Annotated in this window: 15 protein-coding genes; 5 read left to right on the top strand and 10 right to left on the bottom strand. The window is 54.0% G+C overall.

The genetic code is table 11. The annotated features are described in order from the left end of the window. The first annotated feature begins 279 nt into the window (after positions 1–279). From HNO53_RS06170 to HNO53_RS06155, 4 genes are all read left to right on the top strand, one after another. On the top strand, positions 280–1,590 hold the full coding sequence (locus tag HNO53_RS06170) for an NAD(P)/FAD-dependent oxidoreductase (protein ID WP_209477032.1): 1,311 nt from the start codon (positions 280–282) through the stop codon (positions 1,588–1,590). Beyond that, positions 1,587–4,100 (top strand): nitrite reductase large subunit NirB, encoded by a 2,514-nt coding sequence (nirB, locus tag HNO53_RS06165; protein WP_209477031.1) that lies wholly within the window; start codon positions 1,587–1,589, stop codon positions 4,098–4,100. Before HNO53_RS06170 ends, nirB begins: the two co-directional genes overlap by 4 nt. A gap of 76 nt (positions 4,101–4,176) precedes the next feature. Beyond that, positions 4,177–4,548 carry a nitrite reductase small subunit NirD gene (gene nirD / locus HNO53_RS06160; protein ID WP_209477029.1) on the top strand — a complete coding sequence of 124 codons (372 nt, stop codon included), beginning with the start codon at positions 4,177–4,179 and terminating at the stop codon, positions 4,546–4,548. Between the two features lie 121 nt (positions 4,549–4,669). After that, a complete protein-coding gene (locus HNO53_RS06155; RefSeq protein ID WP_209477027.1) occupies positions 4,670–6,550 on the top strand; it encodes a monovalent cation:proton antiporter-2 (CPA2) family protein in 1,881 nt (626 codons plus the stop codon). Positions 6,551–6,601: 51 nt separating this feature from the next. Here the strand turns inward: HNO53_RS06155 and HNO53_RS06150 are convergent, their stop codons facing one another. The 8 genes from HNO53_RS06150 to HNO53_RS06120 all read right to left on the bottom strand — a co-directional run bounded on the left by HNO53_RS06150 (position 6,602) and on the right by HNO53_RS06120 (position 15,118). Then, on the bottom strand, positions 6,602–7,087 hold the full coding sequence (locus tag HNO53_RS06150) for a VOC family protein (RefSeq protein WP_209477025.1): 486 nt from the start codon (positions 7,085–7,087) through the stop codon (positions 6,602–6,604). Between the two features lie 139 nt (positions 7,088–7,226). After that, positions 7,227–7,439 carry a GDCCVxC domain-containing (seleno)protein gene (locus HNO53_RS21575; protein WP_275951360.1) on the bottom strand — a complete coding sequence of 71 codons (213 nt, stop codon included), beginning with the start codon at positions 7,437–7,439 and terminating at the stop codon, positions 7,227–7,229. A 76-nt stretch (positions 7,440–7,515) separates the two neighbouring features. Continuing rightward, entirely contained in the window at positions 7,516–7,863 is a 348-nt protein-coding gene (locus tag HNO53_RS06145) for a P-loop nucleotide/nucleoside kinase family protein (protein ID WP_242597620.1), read from the bottom strand. A 490-nt stretch (positions 7,864–8,353) separates the two neighbouring features. Next, positions 8,354–8,647, bottom strand: coding sequence for a hypothetical protein (locus HNO53_RS06140; RefSeq protein ID WP_209477023.1), 294 nt, complete (start codon positions 8,645–8,647; stop codon positions 8,354–8,356). Between the two features lie 686 nt (positions 8,648–9,333). Beyond that, positions 9,334–11,364, bottom strand: a complete 2,031-nt coding sequence (locus tag HNO53_RS06135) for a PTS sugar transporter subunit IIB (RefSeq protein ID WP_209477021.1) — start codon at positions 11,362–11,364, stop codon at positions 9,334–9,336. Positions 11,365–11,800: 436 nt separating this feature from the next. After that, complete coding sequence (locus HNO53_RS06130) at positions 11,801–13,720, bottom strand: AAA family ATPase (protein ID WP_209477020.1); 1,920 nt, start codon at positions 13,718–13,720, stop codon at positions 11,801–11,803. A 110-nt stretch (positions 13,721–13,830) separates the two neighbouring features. Further along, positions 13,831–14,217: a hypothetical protein gene (locus HNO53_RS06125; protein WP_209477018.1), complete on the bottom strand. Its 387-nt coding sequence runs from the start codon at positions 14,215–14,217 to the stop codon at positions 13,831–13,833. Between the two features lie 94 nt (positions 14,218–14,311). Then, complete coding sequence (locus HNO53_RS06120; protein WP_209477016.1) at positions 14,312–15,118, bottom strand: DUF5677 domain-containing protein; 807 nt, start codon at positions 15,116–15,118, stop codon at positions 14,312–14,314. Positions 15,119–15,338: 220 nt separating this feature from the next. Between HNO53_RS06120 and HNO53_RS06115 the strand changes: the two genes are divergently transcribed. Next, entirely contained in the window at positions 15,339–15,785 is a 447-nt protein-coding gene (locus HNO53_RS06115) for a site-specific integrase (protein WP_209477014.1), read from the top strand. Between the two features lie 106 nt (positions 15,786–15,891). Here the strand turns inward: HNO53_RS06115 and HNO53_RS06110 are convergent, their stop codons facing one another. Then, on the bottom strand, positions 15,892–16,608 hold the full coding sequence (locus HNO53_RS06110) for a nuclease-related domain-containing protein (protein WP_242597554.1): 717 nt from the start codon (positions 16,606–16,608) through the stop codon (positions 15,892–15,894). Positions 16,609–16,885: 277 nt separating this feature from the next. Continuing rightward, on the bottom strand, positions 16,886–18,019 hold the full coding sequence (locus HNO53_RS06105) for an endonuclease/exonuclease/phosphatase family protein (RefSeq protein ID WP_209477010.1): 1,134 nt from the start codon (positions 18,017–18,019) through the stop codon (positions 16,886–16,888). Positions 18,020–18,043: the final 24 nt, after the last annotated feature.

The following is an 18,043-nucleotide window of genomic DNA, read 5'->3' as shown; positions in this document are numbered from 1 at the left end:
GGCCGGTGGCGGCTGAGATGCCTCCGGCCTGAGGCACGACCTGCGAGCCATCTTCCAACCTGCTGTCACAATAGAGAAAAACCCTCGCAAGGCGCCTCCTGGCCGGAATCTTGATACTTGCAGGACATAGCGGCGATCAAAGGCGATCGCCCACAAGGAAAGCGACAACGACGTCTCTGTGCTCCCCGGTTCGCTCATCGAATCGACAGGGGAAGCGCCGAGGCGTCGTTGCGTTATAGGCCCGTCATTTCGACAAGCGCAGCGAGAGGAGGTGTTCGCATGCCACGGCGACATCCCGAGACATCCACCGTCGAGCACCTGGTCATCGTCGGCAACGGCATGGCCGGCCATCGGCTGGTCGAGGCGCTCCTCGCCCGGCCCGAGCGCCCCGCCAGGATCACCGTGATCGGCGCCGAAACCGCGCCGGCCTACAACCGCATCCTGCTCTCCCCGCTGCTGGCCGGCGAGATGCAGCGCGAGGCCCTGACCCTGCGCAGCGCCGAGTGGTACGCCGAGCAGGACATCGAGCTCATCCTCGGCGAGCGGGTCGAGGCCATCGACCGCGACGCCCGCACGCTTACCACCGACGCCGGCCGCACGCTCGACTACGACCGCCTGGTGCTGGCCACCGGTTCGAACCCGGCTCGCCCGCCGGTGCCGGGGCTCGAACTTCCCGGCGTTCACGTGTTCCGCGACCTGCACGACGCCGACGCCCTGGCTCGTGCCGCCGCGCAAGGCGGCAGCGCCGTGGTGATCGGCGGCGGCCTGCTCGGCCTGGAGGCGGCGGAAGGCTTACGTAAACGTGGACAGGGCAAGCGCGGCATGCAGGTCAGCCTGCTGCAGCGCGACGACCGCTTGATGAACCGTCAGCTCGACCTCACCGCCGCCCGCCTGCTGGAAAGCGAGCTGCGCGGCCGTGGGCTCGACATTCACACCGACGCCCAGCTCGAAAGCCTGGAAGCCGGCAGCGACGGCCGCGTGTGCGCCGCCCGGCTCGCCGACGGCACCCGGCTCGCCGCCGACTGCGTGGTGGTGGCCATCGGCATCGTGCCCAACACCGCGCTGGCCCGCGCCGCCGAGCTCGACACTCAGCGTGGCGTGATCGTCGACGAGTGGCTGACCACTTCCGACCCGGCGATCCACGCCCTCGGCGAATGCTGCGAGCACCGCGGCAACCTCTACGGCCTGGTCGAGCCGATCTGGCGCCAGGTCGAAGTGCTGGCCGATTGCCTCTGTGGCAAGCCCAGCACCGGGTACGTCGAAGCGCCCACCGCCACCAAGCTCAAGGTCAGCGGTGTGGCGCTCTACGCCTTCGGGCCCACCGAGCCCGAGCCCGACCATGAGGTGCTCAGCTACCGCGATCCCCAGCAGGGCGACTACCGCCGCCTGCTGCTGAGAGGCGGCCGCCTGGAGGGCGCCGTGCTCTACGGCGACACCGCCTCCGGCCCCTGGTACTTCGAGCAGGCCCTGGCCGGGGTCGACCTCACCGCCTGCCGCACCGCGCTGCTGCTCGGTGCCGCCGACGCCCAGGTTCTGCTCGACGACGCCCTGAACGAATCACCGCAACGCCCCGCAAAGGAGGCCGCATGAACACGCCCGTGAAACCGCAACTGATCGTCATCGGCAACGGCATGGTCGGCCACCACCTGGTCGAGCAACTGGTCGAACAGGGCGCCACCGAGCGCTACGCCATTACCGTGTTCGGCGAGGAGCGCCACCTGGCCTACGACCGCGTGCACCTCTCCGAGTACTTCAGCGGCCGCGACGCCGCCTCGCTGGCGCTCTCCACCGCCGATTACTATGCCGAGCACGGCATCGAACTGCGCCTGCACGAAGCGGTGACCGCCATCGACCGCGAGGCGGGCGAAGTCGTCACGCCGAAGGGCCGCTACGCCTACGACCGCCTGGTGCTGGCCACCGGCTCCTTCCCCTTCGTGCCGCCGATTCCCGGCAACGACCGCGAGGGCTGCCTGGTCTACCGCACCCTGGAAGACCTCGACGCCATCCGGGCCGCTGCCGAAACCGCCACCACCGGCGTGGTGGTGGGCGGCGGCCTGCTCGGCCTGGAAGCGGCCAACGCCCTGCGCGGGCTCGATCTCGACACTGCGGTGGTGGAATTCGCTCCGCGCCTGATGCCGATGCAGGTCGACAGCGAGGGCGGCGAACTGCTGCGCGAGAAGATCGAGGCGCTCGGCGTGCAGGTGCTCACCGGCCGCGCCACCCAGGAGATCGTCGACGGCGAGGCCAGCCGCCACCGCATGGTGTTCCAGGACGAGAAGGTACTGGAGACCGACCTGATCGTATTCTCCGCCGGCATTCGCCCCCGCGACGAGCTGGCCCGCGACAGCGGCCTGGAGATCGGCGAGCGCGGCGGCGTGGTGATCGACGACAACTGCCTGACCAGCGACCCGGCGATACTCGCCGTCGGTGAAGTGGCGTTGTGGAACAACAGCATCTTCGGCCTGGTCGCCCCCGGCTACCAGATGGCCAAGGTCGCGGCGTCTACGCTCCTCGAAGGCAGCGAGACCTTCCGCGGCGCCGACATGAGCACCAAGCTCAAGCTGATGGGCGTCGACGTGGGCTCCATCGGCGATGCCCACGGCGACCGCACCCCCGGCGCACGGCAGTACCGCTTCCTCGACCCCATCAAGCAGCAGTACCGCAAGCTGGTGGTCTCCAGCGACGGCAAGCGCGTGGTGGGCGCCATGCTGGTGGGGGACAACAGCTACTACGACACCCTGCTGCAGTACTACGCCAACCGCATCGAGCTGCCCGAGGACCCGGCCGCGCTGATCCTGCCGGCCGGTGGCGAAGCCGCCCCCGCGCTGGGGCCGGACGCGCTGCCGGAAACCGCCACCATCTGCTCGTGCCACAACGTCACCAAGGGCGACGTGTGCGCCTCGATCGACGCCGGCGCCGTGGATCTCGGCGCAGTGAAGGGCGAGACCCGTGCCAGCACCGGCTGCGGCGGCTGTGCCGCCCTGCTCAAGAACCTGGTCGATCACGAACTCGAGAGCCGCGGCGTGGAGGTCGACAAGTCGATCTGCGAGCACTTCGCCCATACCCGCCAGGAGCTCTACGACATCGTGCGGGTGGAGGGCATCAAGACCTTCAGCGAGCTGATGGAGAAGCACGGCAACCCCGAGACCCACAAACTCGGCTGCGATATCTGCAAGCCGGCGGTGGCCTCGATACTCGCCTCCTGCTTCAACGAGCCGATCACCGATGCAGCCCACATCCCGCTGCAGGACACCAACGACACCTTCATGGCCAACATGCAGAAGAACGGCACCTACTCCGTCGTTCCCCGCGTGCCGGGCGGCGAGATCACCCCCGACAAGCTGGTGGTGCTGGGCCAGGTGGCGCAGAAGTACGAACTCTACACCAAGGTGACCGGCGGCCAGCGCATCGACCTGTTCGGCGCCCGCCTGGAGGACCTGCCGGCGATCTGGGGCGAACTGATCGAGGCCGGCTTCGAGACCGGCCACGCCTACGGCAAGTCGACCCGTACCGTGAAGTCCTGCGTCGGTAGCACCTGGTGCCGCTATGGCGTGCAGGACAGCGTAGGCATGGCGATCCAGTTGGAGCACCGCTACAAAGGGCTGCGCGCGCCGCACAAGCTCAAGTTCGCCGTTTCCGGCTGCACCCGCGAGTGCGCCGAAGCCCAGAGCAAGGACGTCGGCGTCATCGCCACCGAGAACGGCTGGAACCTGTACGTATGCGGCAACGGCGGCATGCGCCCGCGCCACGCCGAACTGTTCGCCACCGACCTCAGCGACGAGGAGCTGTTCCGCTACATCGACCGCTTCCTGATGTTCTACATCCGCACCGCCGACCGCCTGCAGCGCACCTCGGTATGGCGCGAGAACCTGGAAGGCGGCCTGGACTACCTCAAGAACGTCATTCTCGAGGACAGCCTCGGCATCGGCGAAGAGCTGGAGCGGCAGATGCAGGCCGTGGTCGACACCTACGAATGCGAATGGGCCAACGCCATCAGCGATCCGGAGAAGCTCAAGCGCTTCCGCAGCTTCGTCAACGACGCGCGCCCGGATCCGGACATCATCTACACCACCGAGCGCGGCCAGCTGCGGCCTGCGTGAATGGAATGGCGGCGCCCAGCGCGCCGCCGCTTCATCTCGCTCGCCAGTGACAGATAAGAAAATGGAGACACCCTGAATGAGCTCAGCAATTGCGGCGAAGACCATGACCCAGACCTGGCAGATCCTATGCACCCGCGCCGACCTGGTGCCCTACTCCGGCGTCGCCGCCTGGGTGGAAACGCCGGAAGGCCCCGCCCAGGTGGCGATCTTCTACATTCCGGGCCAAGCACAAGAACTCTACGCCATCGACCACCATGACCCTTTCTCCAACGCCAACGTGATCGCCCGCGGCATCGTCGGCGACCTCAAGGGCCAACCCGTCGTCGCCTCGCCGATCTACAAGCAGCACTTCCGCCTGGAAGACGGCCAGTGCCTGGAAGACGACAGCGTGCGGCTGCGCACCTGGAAGGTGAGCTTCAAGGGCGACGAGGTGTGGATCGAGGCCTGAGATTTCCGCCATAGAAAAAGAAAAAGCCGCCGACGCTGGGAAAAGCGTCGGCGGCTTTGACTCATGTCGGTGACGGACCGAATATCTGACTTTCGGCCCACGGACATGATTGACTACACCGATGACAGACTACTTTGTTCAGGCGTTTATCTACCTGGTGGCGGCGGTAATCGCGGTGCCACTGGCCAAGCGGTTCGGGCTGGGGTCGGTACTCGGTTACCTGGTGGCCGGTGTAGTCATAGGGCCAGTGACTGGACTGGTGGGCCAGGAGACCGCCACCGTTCAGCATTTTGCCGAGTTCGGCGTGGTTATGATGCTGTTCCTGGTGGGCATGGAGCTTGACCCCAAAACCCTCTGGGCCATGCGGGTCCGCCTGCTCGGTCTCGGCGGCCTGCAGGTCACACTGACCGCAGCCGCCGCCACCTGTTTTGCCTGGTCCCTGGGCCTACCCTGGCAAACAGCCGTGGCGGTGGGGTTTCTCTTCTCCCTCTCCTCAACGGCGATCGTCCTGCAGACATTGAACGAAAAGGGTCTGGTCAAGACCGAAGGCGGCCGAAGCGCCTTCTCAGTGCTGCTTTTCCAGGACATTGCGGTGATTCCCATGCTGGCCATCATCCCGCTGCTGGCCGTGCCGGGAATTTCCGGCACCGGCACAGAGCATGGACACAGCAGCCTCAGCCTGGTTGAGAACCTGCCGGGCTGGGCGCATGGACTGGTGGTTGTTGGCGCGATCGTGCTGGTGATTGTCTGCGGCTATTACCTGAGCCGGCCGCTGTTCCGCTACGTGGTGCAGTCCGGCATGCGGGAAGTGTTCACCGCCACCTCCCTGATGCTGGTTATCGGCATCGCGGCGCTCATGAGCCTGGTGAACCTGTCGCCGGCGCTCGGCGCTTTCCTGGCCGGTGTGGTCCTCGCCAACAGCGAATTCCGGCACGAGCTGGAAGCCAATATCGAACCGTTCAAGGGGCTGTTGCTGGGACTGTTTTTCATTACCGTGGGCGCGGGGATCAACTTCGGGGTGCTGGCGGATGCCTGGGATACGGTCCTTCTTCTCGCCCTGGCGGTTATAGTGGGCAAGGCGCTGATTCTGGTTGGCCTGGCCTTCGCATTCGGCATCCGCGACAGCGAAGGCTGGCTGTTCACGCTCGGGCTGGCCCAGGCCGGGGAGTTCGGGTTTGTCCTGCTGACCTACAGCACCCAGAACCGCGTGATTCCGGCGGACACCGCCCAGGTGCTTTCACTGGTGGTGGCCCTGTCCATGTTCCTGACGCCGCTGTTGTTCATTGTTTATGACCGGATGGTGCTGCCGCGCTATCAGAAGGCATCCAATGAAGAAGCGAAGCCGGATGAGATAGAAGAGCAGGCCCCAGTGATCGTGGCAGGGGTCGGCCGCTTCGGTCAGATCGTCTGTCGCTTGCTACGCGCCAACAACATTCCCAGCGTCGCCCTGGACCATGCCCTGGATCAGATCGAAAACCTGCGCCGGATCCAACTGAAAAGCTACTTCGGCGACGCCACCCGCGTCGAACTGCTGGAAACCGCCGGCATTGCCGAGGCGCGCCTGCTGGTCGTCGCCATCGACGACCGCGAGCGGGCCGTGAGCCTGGTGCGCCACGTCAAACAGCTTTACCCCGAGGTCTGGATACTGGCCCGCGCCTTCGACCGCGGCCATGGTTACGAGTTGCGTGAAGCCGGCGCCGACGACGTGGTGAGCGAGACCTATTACTCCGCCCTGGAACTCGGTGGCGAGGCCCTCACCGCCATGGGCGTCCACCCTCAACGCGCCCGCCGGATGACCGACTCCTTCATTGCCAGTGAAAAAGCCCACGAAGACCAACTGTTCGACGCCTGGCGCAATATCGAAGAAGGCATTCACTTCAGCCCGCGCTACGGGGAGCTGTTCATGAAGCTCGAGGAGTCGTTGGGGCACGCCATGCAGGAGGACGCACGGCGAACCGTGGACGAAGCACCGGCTTGGACACCACCGAGGAACAATGGCTGATCACCCGCCGACGCTGGATAGCGTCGGCGGCGGGGTAAACCCCTTCTCATCTCAACCGCGAAAGGCGGCCTCGATCGTGGCGATGTCGATTTTCCGCATCGTCATCATGGCTTCGAACGCCCGCTTGGCGGCAGCGCGGTCGGGGCTGGTAAAGGCTTTCGTCAGCGCGATCGGCGTAATCTGCCACGAGATGCCCCACTTGTCCCTGCACCAGCCGCATTGGCTCTCCTCGCCGCCATTGCCGACGATGGCGTTCCAGTAGCGATCCGTCTCCTCCTGGTCCTCGGTCGCCACCTGGAACGAGAACGCCTCGCTGTGCTTGAACATAGGCCCGCCGTTCAGCCCCAGGCACGCCACGCCCAGTACGGTGAACTCGACCGTCAGAACGCTTCCCTCCTCCCCTGCTGGGTAGTCCCCAGGCGCGCGGTGCACCGCATCGAGCGAGGAATCGGGAAAGGTCTCGGCATAGAATTTTGCGGCTTCCTCAGCGGCGCCATCGTACCAAAGGCAGATCGTGTTCTTCGCCATGTGCTTCATGATCGGCTCCCTTCTGTGGGTGATTGCTATGGGTGGCAATCTAACGTCGAACGGAGCTGGCTGAAATCGACAGGGGGTGGTGGTGTCTAATGTTGAAGCTGAGCCGTGGTCGATTTAGGCCGCGTACTGCTGCGACTTGTCATGGGCCAGGAGCACAACACCCTGCCCCTTGTTGAATCGGTGGGCACGGAACTGTGCCGTATGAACAAAAGACACAGCAGTCTCCATGCTTAGGCTTCAGTAAAGCATGGCAAGACTCACACTCGTAAAAATACTGGCATGAGTCCGTAGGCATGGTTTCCGTTTTCTGGTGGCCACAGTTTGGACACTTGATCGTCGATTCCAAGACCACATTGACCTCCGAAAAGATAAGAGTTTCAGCCCCATCCACACCAGACGTGGCTCAGCCCAGAAACTGAACGCCCCTGTTAAGCGGGGCCACCGCTCAGAACGATGTTGAATCCTTCACTTTCAGACGGCTCCTCAAAGTATTTTGTAACTTGATAAAACATTTCTTCGGTATCTGTACGCTGCCTTTCTGGATTTTCCAACCTTCTCTGCGCTATACGAGCTAGGCAAACATCATCCGACTGATCCAGATATATTAACTCATGCTTCGCGCCGACCTCAGAATAAATACTTTTAAACCACGCCCGCTGAGTTGTAGTGTTTGCAGGGAAATAAATTACGACTGTACCGCCAGAAACTATAATACCTTGCGCAATTTTTTTGACAATAGGCTTAATACGTTTTGAGTATTTTACGTACTCTTTCAGGCTCTTAACCTCACCAGTATAGAGTGACTCAAGCCAATCATCTTCAGCAATTAAGCCCCCCTATCTTTTGCAACCTGGGCAGCTTTGGTCGAATTACCAGCACCCATTTTTCCACAAAAAAAATACGAGCATCATTTTCCTCTACCAGGACTTATTGCACTTAACGAACAAGCTGAGCGGCGCAAACTACGTGCAGTGTAGTTTGCGTCCGAACGAGCGCCTTGTTAGGCATTTTTCTGTCTCCAACTGCGGAACTTCTCAATCGCACCGTTTATGTTAATACCGATACCGAAAAGATTCGGCCTAAGATCGACCACGGCGAGAACCTCCTCAGTTAGTTGTTTTTCTCTTCGAATTTCGACAGGAATTTTTCATTTCTATCTATGGCAAAGTCACATAGCTCATTCAGGAATGGCTCCATACTTTCAAACAACCTTTCAATATTATCTTCATGAACTACCAGAGCCAAATCCTCAGTTGTAAAAACATTCTAATGAGCTCCTAGCAACAGCAAGGAGGTTCCTTTCTGTTGCTCTAAATTTAAGGCGGACGACAAGTTTTCATTACTTTCGGCCACTTTTACTAATTCATGAATCAGATCAACTCCATCATGGCCTGCTACAATTGCGGCCGAAGGGCCTAGCTCATTAGCCAGCTTATTAAAATTATGCTCTAATTCTTTTCTCCAACCCCCGGCCCACACGCTTCTCCCCAATATGAATACATAAAGGTCAATACCAGGAACCAAAGGAAGTGAATTTAAGCTAGATATTTTGTATCCCATTGACCTTTCCTGTAATGCCTAACGCCTTGCTCATCGGCACGCGCAGCGTGTCCGGTGGAGGCAGCAGGCCGGAACGAAATGCAGCAACTTGTTAGGCCTTTGTTTATTTTTTTGAACGAACCAAATTTAGTAAGTAGCTGACAATAAATAATGAACTCAAACCAAAAGCAAAAGTTTTTTGTGGCGCTATCGGTTAGACCTTGGTCTGAGTTCTGATTATGACCTGAAAGCACCATATAACACGAACGCCACGACTACTAAGGTTAAAGATATTTGTGCCAAGCCTAAAGGAAACTTGTACTCTTTAAGAATTTCTACTTTGTCTTTAATAGAAAAATTGATGCGCAGAAAACCAACAATATCGGAGAATTTGCTAAAGACGGGCAGATAGAAATGAGTAATAAAACACTCAGATTTATCGCCACCCATAAATTGGGTGAATTCAAACTTCATCTTACAGACATTGGATGAGAGATTGATCTGATAGGACAGACTTCCCCAAAGCTGCCATTAGCATGGCATTGTTTAAACGGCTCCTGACGGGATAATTCGGGAATTATTAAATGCCTTAGACTTTATGTTTGATTGGTGGTAGAAAAGGGGTGGACTTAGCACAATAGATTTTTATTTTCTAATTTAGTTATCCTGCAAATTTCAACCCTTGAATATTACCTTTTTTGCACCATTTACATAAGAATATCCATTTCGTCGATATGTTTTTCAATGTCATCTACCGTATGTATTGGAAATACGCTTCGCTTGTTAATTCTTTCCATGATTGGTGTATCCTTTGGAACTAGCCTTGTGTATTGAAGTTTATACGAGTCCTCGTCACGGCATGGAATAGAAATTGACTTATACTCAAAATCATCACTAATCTCTGTAATCTGCGGAGGAGATCGAAGGTACTTTTCCAAGTTCATTACAAGTTCATTAGAATTACTGTAAAGCTCATACCAAGCGAAATGTATTTCTCCTGTGTTATCATCGTTTAATCTGCTGATAATAGGAAATAGATTGTCAGAAAAGTATCTGGTCAATATGCCTTTATCGCAGACAGGAACGTCATCAATGGTCAAGCCAGCAAAGATTCTACTGCTGTTCAAAATACAACAGGTAACCTTGTATTCTTCTTGAGCAGTATATTCCCAGCCAAGTCGCTCAAAAATTTCTTCTGTATTATCCAATACGAATTGAGATTTTCTCTTTGCTTGATCGGATGCTTTCCTTAATGTTTCTATCGTTCGGTATTGTGATATTGGTGAATCAGTGGTGACAATTGATTTCGCTTCACCCAGAACAATTAAGTTTCCGATACGAAATAAAAGGTCAATTTCCTCCTCACCATTTTTAAGCTTGAATCGTTTTGATGCACATTCGTTGTAATCATCAACAAACTGGTTTTGGGCTACGCTCGCATTAACTTCATCAATAATAGTCTGTTCGAATTGTAAACCTTTGTCTTGCATTTCTATTTCGAGTTCAACAAGCCAATGCTCGACAACGCGAACAATTGACGGTGTTACTAATGAACTTGTTAAAATGGCATATTTATCATCGATTGAAATAACTGGGTGACACCACAAGTCACGGCTCACCGTTCCGTCAAACTCTAAAAACTCTAAAATTTGCTTAGTTTTCTTGCAGGTGTAACCTGTTGCACTTGAAACACCCTTGATGAATTCGATTTTCTTAAATTTCGGACAAAATTCGTTCAGCTTGTTGATATTCTGGAAGCCATCATTCTCTGGATACTTCTCAGAATATGTATGTGAAAGAAGCACAAGAAGTCGAAAAACATTGAGTGTTTCTTTTATACAGAAACCAGATTTTACAGACTTTAAAAATTCTTCTGGAAATTCATAGATTAAAAATAGTTCTTGTGCTCTGAAGTTCGAGTTGAAATAGCGAATCATGTCATCAGCGTCTTTGATTGATGCTTTTTTTAGCTGCTTTTTTCGTCCGCTTTTCTTTATACAAAGATACGAGTCATCGTCGAAGAAGCGTGAAATATTATTTCTTGAGGTAATCAACGCGGATTGAGCGGACAAGCGAGATCGACTCATTTGGCTGGCTTCATAGCTGATTTCAAAAGCTGTTTGTAACTGTTGGACGTTATATAACTTGTTGTCTTCATCGGTTATGTTGAATGAATAATCCCCCCAAAGAATCGCCTGCCAGTAATTCTCACACATATGATAAATCTGAGATATATTGGCTTCTGCCGTTATGAAATCAACAATTTCCATCTCGCCATATGGCGAACTAAAGTTTTCTTGTTTCTTTATTCGATTGACACAGTAAAAAATGGCTTTTTGCAAGCCATCAACACAACCGTCAGCAACTTCCTGCAATGTAATCTCATTATTTACGGCGTTGTTTGAAATAGTTCTACTGAATATATTTTTGCCATCTACCGGTCTTGCTTTGTTTGATTTACTTAATATCTCCCGATCTCTGTTTGACATGGCAATGTATGCCATCAATAGCTTTTCATTTTTCACCTTCGGGCTTTTTGCATATAACTCGGTCAATGCGACTCTTAATTCATCGAGAATGGAGTGAAAGACTTTACCTGCGTTGAAAAGTTGCTCACATCTGTCGGAGAAATCTACCGTTTCGTCCCATGCTTTTTGCCAATTGTTTAATTTAAACCCTCTTTGAACCGGCGATTTAACTTCTCCATTCCGAACCTTTTTCTTAAAACAATCGCCCATGATAACTCCTGTACTTATTGAAGGGGAAAGTGTTGTCCAGTATCCGTAACTTATCCCCAAACCTTCGTCAAACCGTCTCAGATATTGTGAATTGTATGCCTTCTACTATCTCAATGAGTTAATGAAGCATCAGGTGTCTTAATATCTTATGTCTTTTATTGAAAGCATGATTTACGAGACTTTATATATCAATATTTAGATGTATGGATAGATTGTTTTAACCTCACTGCCGCCCAACAAAGTTTTCGTTTTGTCGGACTGCTTTTATGATCTTGTGTAAGATCAAATCAAAACTTCTTTTGAATATTGTCAGATTGAGCTTCGATTTATATACATAAATGTAACTTAATCATGTTAGTCTTCCTTAGGCCTAACGCCACGCTCACCGGCTTGTCCGGTGCAGCGATTTGTTATAGCTTTGATTATGTATACAGCATCAATAAAGCTTGTTAATTTCCTTGAACATGGACTCGAAACGGTTTAGCGTTTCTTTCGAAAAGGAATCAGCGCTACGCCCCATGCTCAGCAGATGTTGGGACGGCTTGTAGTGATTGAATCCTTTTCCACCAAGCAATGCTTTCAACTGAGTTAGTATTGTTGATCTCTTTTCGTCTAGGTCAGAAACCTCAACGCCTTTATGATCAGGGAAAGCTTCCCCAAAGATTTCGAGGTATTCATGCTTTTCGAACAAGTCTTCAATGTCAGCCTTGTCGAAATTATCGCCAGCAAACTCATCAAAAAACCGGACATGCTTTTCTTTTATAATCTTCGACTGAATTAATCCATCCAGCCTTTGCGCACCTTTCGCGTTATTAAACGAATCAAGAAGGCAAGAAATATTTAGCTTAGAACCACGAAGCAACGATATAAACGAAACTACTTTGTCCAGGCCACCAACAGGAACAATGGTAACATCATTGCGCAAGCCCTCACGTCCTTCGTTTTCCAACAAATTAGACATGTAGGTTAGGTAATTTAGGTCAGACGGACCTTCTACCAGCAGGTTATTTTTTGACACAAACAGGTTCTGTGCAATATCGTAACCAAGTGCAGCTTGGAGAGGAAAAAGCGTATCAGGATCTTTTTCTTGTATAGCGTCGGAAATAATGCTGCCTTCTTCTGAGTCGTAAACAGTTCTCACCTGATGCAGCGCGTCAGATTTAACCATGAACGGTGAGTGAGTTGAATACACGATCTGATAGTTGTCAGACAAATCGCTAATGAATCGTAACAGATCGGCTTGCGCAGACGCATGAAGATTCAGACCAGGTTCGTCTAGTAACAATACAAAGTTTTTATCCTGCTCGTCTTGAATTTTGCTGAACCATACAATAAATGAAAAGAACCAGTTGAAGCCTTTGCTTCGATTCTTTAGCGGCAAAGTTATTCTATGACGCTTGTTCTTTACACGAATATCAAGAATCTTTTCGGGTTGTTGATTGTGCCGGTGAATAGATTCTATCTTGAATTCTATTTCCAAGTTACTATTCGTTGACCAATACTCGAAGATTTGGTCGGTAATTTCATTTGATGTGGCTTCTAATTCTGCGATAAAGGATTCGAAGCTAGAAGCGTTGGCCAGTTCTTCCACGTCGATCACAGCTAGTTCAAAAAGCGCTTTTGCCGTATCAAGTTGCTTTCTGGTTAAATCTCCTTTAATGGTATTCTGCCGAATGGCATCAACACTGACCCTTGACGGAAGCTCGTGGTATTCATCGAAGTACCAGAATCGCGGCAGACGAGGAGCTATATAATTCCTATATACGTATGCATCTAACAGTTTTCGCCCCCAGTCATATGCCTCACTGACAACATTGTTATTTAGATGGGTGATGACAGAGGCTAGTTCTTCGTTCTCGCCTGGCTCCGCATCAACAACAGCTTTTACAGAACCCAGCTCAAGAATTTTCGTTTTTGTTACCTCGCCGAACCCCAGTTCGTTTTGAAGTTTTTCAAGATATTTCTTTTCATCACAATTAATGTGATACCACGTTCGTCCATTCTTATATTTGGTTGAAACGGAGAAGCTATCAGTAGTTAATACCCCTTCTCCAAGGTCGCCACTGATTTCATCAATGGTTTCTTGGTCCAATTGAAAAGTACAAACGATAGGCTCAACGTCTTCTCCAGCTCTTTGATATCTCTTTAGTTCATTCCTTGGGTAGTCTTGCACTTCATCGAACTTGAAGTCTTCATCGTCAGTAAAGTAATTCAGCTTTGCTAGAGCCTCCAAGAAAGCTGTTTTTCCACTTTCATTTTTACCGACAAGAGTCGTTATGTCATCTTCCAACTCGACAACCTGTTTGCTTGAGTAGCTCTTGTACTTGTTAATCACCACTTTTTTCAAAATGAACATATTTACATTTACCTATCTGTTTGTTCGGTCAGCAAAAACTATAACGCCGCCAGCAGGGGCTGACAAACCAGAGCGAAGTGGCGGTTTGGCAGTCCCTCTGGCTGGCTTTGCTATGCACTTTTTTTGGCTGTAACAATCAGGCTGTTGGTGAAGCTATATCCATAACCATAACCATAGCCACCGTAGCCGTTATCGGCTGCACCGCCAGATTGAACCTGGTACTTCCAGTCATAAGCACCAGAGGTAACAGGAGTTACAGATACGACTTCATACCCTTCGCTATTTAGTCCATCAACAACCTCTGCCAAGTCATTGGCTAAACGCTCTCCATCAATTCGGCAGTCAGACCAGCCAGTTTGCTCCCACTGAGTTTCTTTTTTGGTAACGTATTTTTCTCCACCAAAGAAACCTTTCTTTTTTTCTCCAGTAGGAACTTTAACAGTTTTGTTTTTTCCAACGGGCTCAAAATAAGCCGGAATATAAACTACCTTATTCAAATTCTACTCCTTAAATGAATAACGCCCGCAGCAGGCGCGGCGTATCCGTTGTGACGAAGGAGCAACGGATGCGCCGTCGCTTTGCCTGCGATTGTTAGGCGCCACTTGGCTCGCAAAGACCTTGCCCGTGAGACATCTCGGCCAGTTTCAAAAGCGAGTCTTGGTATGGGGCTCCGCCCACCTCCATAACCGACCTTATTTCGCTTATACAGTCCCACACGATCCTCCGCCAATTGAATGAGCTGTAGTTCATGGCGTCTTGTAGGATCATGGACGCGGTCAGTAGCGTATTTGATATTACAGTTATAGTAGAGGGAAACTTCTGTGCTGGCTCCAGACCCGTTATGGTAAAAAAGTCTTGCTGGCCGTCGTTCGCCATAGGATGAACATGCGTGGAGGCGTAGTCATAGCCGTATTTATACAGAAACTGCATTCCCATGTCTTTTGCTACTGCTGCAGCTTTTGGTCGCTTCCAAACCGGCTTGTTTTTCTCGAGAGCTCTTATTCGCTCCTTTTGTTTCTCGGACAGGTTGTATACCCAGCCCACGGCTTGGTCTTTGAATAGCTCATCACTTTTCACCCGGTTCTGCGCTTTGTACTGCTCATAAAACGACCAGCCATCAAAAACTTCAAACTCATCTTTTTCTCCGAGGCTATGTAGATGAAACATCCTATCTACAAGGACTCGATGTATAGCCCACGCATTTTGATAATCCTGATTGTCCCATAGCAAAAAGACGCTTTTGAGGGTTCGAGCGGATCGAGCAACGAAGTTTCTAATGATGATGTTTTTCGTATCGCATTCATGTCGCGCGAAAGCGAAAAGAACCATTCCGCTGACAACGTAAAGAGCGTCCGCTGCAGCGCGGTATACTTCAACCGGTTGATGTTCTTCCGACATGGCGATCTCGTTGCCTAACAGTGAGTGGACTGCGCGTCCTGATATTGGATGAACACGTGTGCGCGTTCAACAATCTTATCCCGCACGTTCTCGCTCCCCTAACCTATTGATTCCACGAAACCTAAGTATAGCTCGGCCACCTATACAGAATTCACGCGCTTGCATGTTTTTCCGGAGCCAATAATACTGTATGTATATCCATATTATGAGGGAGCTGCCTATGGATACGCAGGCCAGACCGCCAAAGCTGATGGACCGGGTGAAGGCTACCATGCGGGTCAAGCGCTATAGTCCACGCACCGAGAAAACCTACTGCTACTGGATACGCTACTTCATTCGCTTCCATTGCGTGCGGCAACCTGCCTGCATGGGAAGATCCGAGGTACGTGCCTTCCTGGAACACCTTGCGGTAGAACGCCATGTAGCAGCCGCCACTCAGAACCAGGCGCTGAATGCTATCGTCTTCCTCTATCGCCATGTCCTCGAGCAGCCCTTGGGAGAGATCGGTGAATTCTCCCACGCCAAGCGTCCAGGCCGGTTGCCAGTGGTGCTATCCCACGAGGAAGTGATGCTGTCCCTGATTTCAGGCACGCTACCGCCAGGGGATGCCGCTCATCAGCCCCCTTCCCTGGCAGTCACAAGCCACCGGCAGGCTTTCATCGGATGACGTTGGAATCCGATTTGAGCCATTTATTTACTTTGGCTTGCTATATGAGTCATCGGCTTGCATAGTCGAATCTTGAGCAAAAACCGCGCGATGCAGTTACCCAGCCCTACGCCACATCCTGCACCTCTCGACACTTGGGATAGGCGGAGCATCCCCAGAACTGATTACCGGCGTTCGCGCCGCGTTTGGAGGTGCGTAGCACCATGGCGCTGCCGCACTTCGGGCAAGCTCGGTCGGAGCTGGATTCGAAACGGGCTTTGAGCTGCTTAACGTGCTGGCGGTGCGTCTCGCGGCTAGGTGCCAATCGGCCGGTTTCGATTCTTTCCAACGCTTCCTGAACCTGAAAATCGTTCAGCACAGGCTCGCGGAACGACTTGATGTAGCGCACATAGCCGCCACCGATAGTGACGTTGTCCGGCATGCTGGTCTTGAAGACGGCGCTGCCCGAGAAGACCACTACGGAGTGGATGGCTTCCAACGGCACGTCGAGCAGGGCTTCCAGCGCCTTTACGTGCTTGTAGTTCTGGCGCAGCGGGTTCTGGAACTTGAAGGTCTTGCGGTAGAGCTTCTGGGTCCACTGGGCCTGCTGCTCGCTGCCGAAGATCCAGCCCGTCATGTGCTTGGTTTCGATGACGAAGATGCCGTAGCGGGAAACCAGTACGTGATCGATCTGAGTGGTGCCGTCGGGCGTGGGGAGCGTGACGTTGTGAACGCCCCGGTACTCATCCGCCGGCAGCCGCACCCAGGCGATCAGCTTGACGAAGGCCTCACCGAACAGGCCCTTGAACCAGCGGGACTTGAGCACGCTCAGGGTGATTGCCACGGGAAGCAACCACCACAGCGGCCTTACGGCTTCAAATAGAATCGAAACATCCAAGGGTTCGTCCGCCTGCGTGATCTTGGGTACGGGTCTTCGCTTCAGCCCGCTTTGCTATCACGCTATCGTGTTGCCGCGTGTAATGCCACGTAACGAACCCGAATTTTGACCTTGATCGTGTCGGCAAGGGCGAAGGCTTACACCATGTAAGCTTTCTCTTACGCCTGCGGTTTCAGGTGTCAGAGGTTAGGCCCGCCGGAAATAAGCCGCATGCCGGGGCTTGCTAGTCCGAGCTGACGCCATGCTCGTCGGCATCCTCATCCCCTTCTTCGATCATCTCGCTGGCTTCTTGCTGCTCTTCGGCGGAAGCCTCCGGCTTCTGTCGGTCCTTGTGTGCCACGGATAAGGTGGCGGAGATTGCAAAATGGTCGGAGCCGGGCATCCTTACCCGGTCCATATCGACCAGATGGAAGCCGTCGGAAACGAACAGGTGGTCGATCGGGTATCGCAATAGCGGTAGCTCAGCAGGGTAAGTGTTCAGTAGCGCACGGCCGCGGCGTGGATCCTTCAGGTCGCTCAGGCTGGAGAACAGCCGGGTGGTGTCGGACCAGGCGACGTCGTTGAAGTCGCCGGTGACGATCCAGCGGTTATCGGGGTCTTCTTCGACATGTCGGGCGACAAGCATCAGCTCCGCGTCGCGAACCCGGCTGTCGCGACGCTCGCTCGATTCGTCGTTGCGGGTAATCCGGTCGCGCAGCCCCGGCGGAACGGGATGGATGCCAACGTAGCGTACCGGCCCTGCTTCCGGCAGCTCCAAGGTAGCGAAGACCGATGGCCGGCGATCGGAGACCAGGTGCTTGATCTCCTGCTCGAGTAGCGGGAAGCGTGACCAGAGCACAATGCCCAGCCCTTCGCCGCGCACCTCCCCGACGCGATGCGAATAGTGTTCGTCGAGCGGTGCCAGCGCCTCGGCCCAGGCGCGATCGACCTCGATCAGCAGCAGGATATCCGGATTCTCGCGCCAGACCCTGTCGAGCAGCTCGCCGTAGCGGTCATTGTTGTAGGTGACATTCGCGGTGAGCAACTTGAACGTCGCCCTGGCCTCATCCGGTTCGTTCTTGGCGGCGGGTACCTCGGCCGGCCAGAGCGAGGTAAACGGCAGGATGTGCGACACCTGCCACCCCCCTATGGCAAGGAGCGCCACCAGCCAAAAACCATGCTCCGCCCGCGGCCGATACCGCCAGGCATGGATTGCCAGCAGCCCCAGGGGGAGCACCAGCGCACAGGCCAGCTGCAGCCGAGGGTATTCCCACAGCCGTATCCACCACTCCCCGCTGGGTATCAGCGGCAGCACGCTCACCACCAACGCAAGCAGCGTCAGCAATCGTGTCGTCCAGAGAAGGAGCGATCCCTCCATGTCACCTCGCGTAAGACGACTGTG

The sequence above is a fragment of the Billgrantia antri genome (genome assembly GCF_017868935.1).
GTDB lineage: Bacteria > Pseudomonadota > Gammaproteobacteria > Pseudomonadales > Halomonadaceae > Halomonas > Halomonas antri.
This window is presented reverse-complemented; position numbering and strand designations above follow the sequence as displayed.

What these genes read in the sequence shown, in the direction of transcription:
- HNO53_RS06170 (WP_209477032.1), top strand. Translation starts at nt 280, where the DNA reads ATGCCACGGCGACATCCCGAGACATCCACCGTCGAGCACCTGGTCATC.
- nirB (WP_209477031.1), top strand. Translation starts at nt 1,587, where the DNA reads ATGAACACGCCCGTGAAACCGCAACTGATCGTCATCGGCAACGGCATG.
- nirD (WP_209477029.1), top strand. Translation starts at nt 4,177, where the DNA reads ATGAGCTCAGCAATTGCGGCGAAGACCATGACCCAGACCTGGCAGATC.
- HNO53_RS06155 (WP_209477027.1), top strand. Translation starts at nt 4,670, where the DNA reads ATGACAGACTACTTTGTTCAGGCGTTTATCTACCTGGTGGCGGCGGTA.
- HNO53_RS06150 (WP_209477025.1), bottom strand. Translation starts at nt 7,087, where the DNA reads ATGAAGCACATGGCGAAGAACACGATCTGCCTTTGGTACGATGGCGCC.
- HNO53_RS06140 (WP_209477023.1), bottom strand. Translation starts at nt 8,647, where the DNA reads ATGGGATACAAAATATCTAGCTTAAATTCACTTCCTTTGGTTCCTGGT.
- HNO53_RS06135 (WP_209477021.1), bottom strand. Translation starts at nt 11,364, where the DNA reads ATGGGCGATTGTTTTAAGAAAAAGGTTCGGAATGGAGAAGTTAAATCG.
- HNO53_RS06130 (WP_209477020.1), bottom strand. Translation starts at nt 13,720, where the DNA reads ATGTTCATTTTGAAAAAAGTGGTGATTAACAAGTACAAGAGCTACTCA.
- HNO53_RS06120 (WP_209477016.1), bottom strand. Translation starts at nt 15,118, where the DNA reads ATGTCGGAAGAACATCAACCGGTTGAAGTATACCGCGCTGCAGCGGAC.
- HNO53_RS06115 (WP_209477014.1), top strand. Translation starts at nt 15,339, where the DNA reads ATGGATACGCAGGCCAGACCGCCAAAGCTGATGGACCGGGTGAAGGCT.
- HNO53_RS06105 (WP_209477010.1), bottom strand. Translation starts at nt 18,019, where the DNA reads ATGGAGGGATCGCTCCTTCTCTGGACGACACGATTGCTGACGCTGCTT.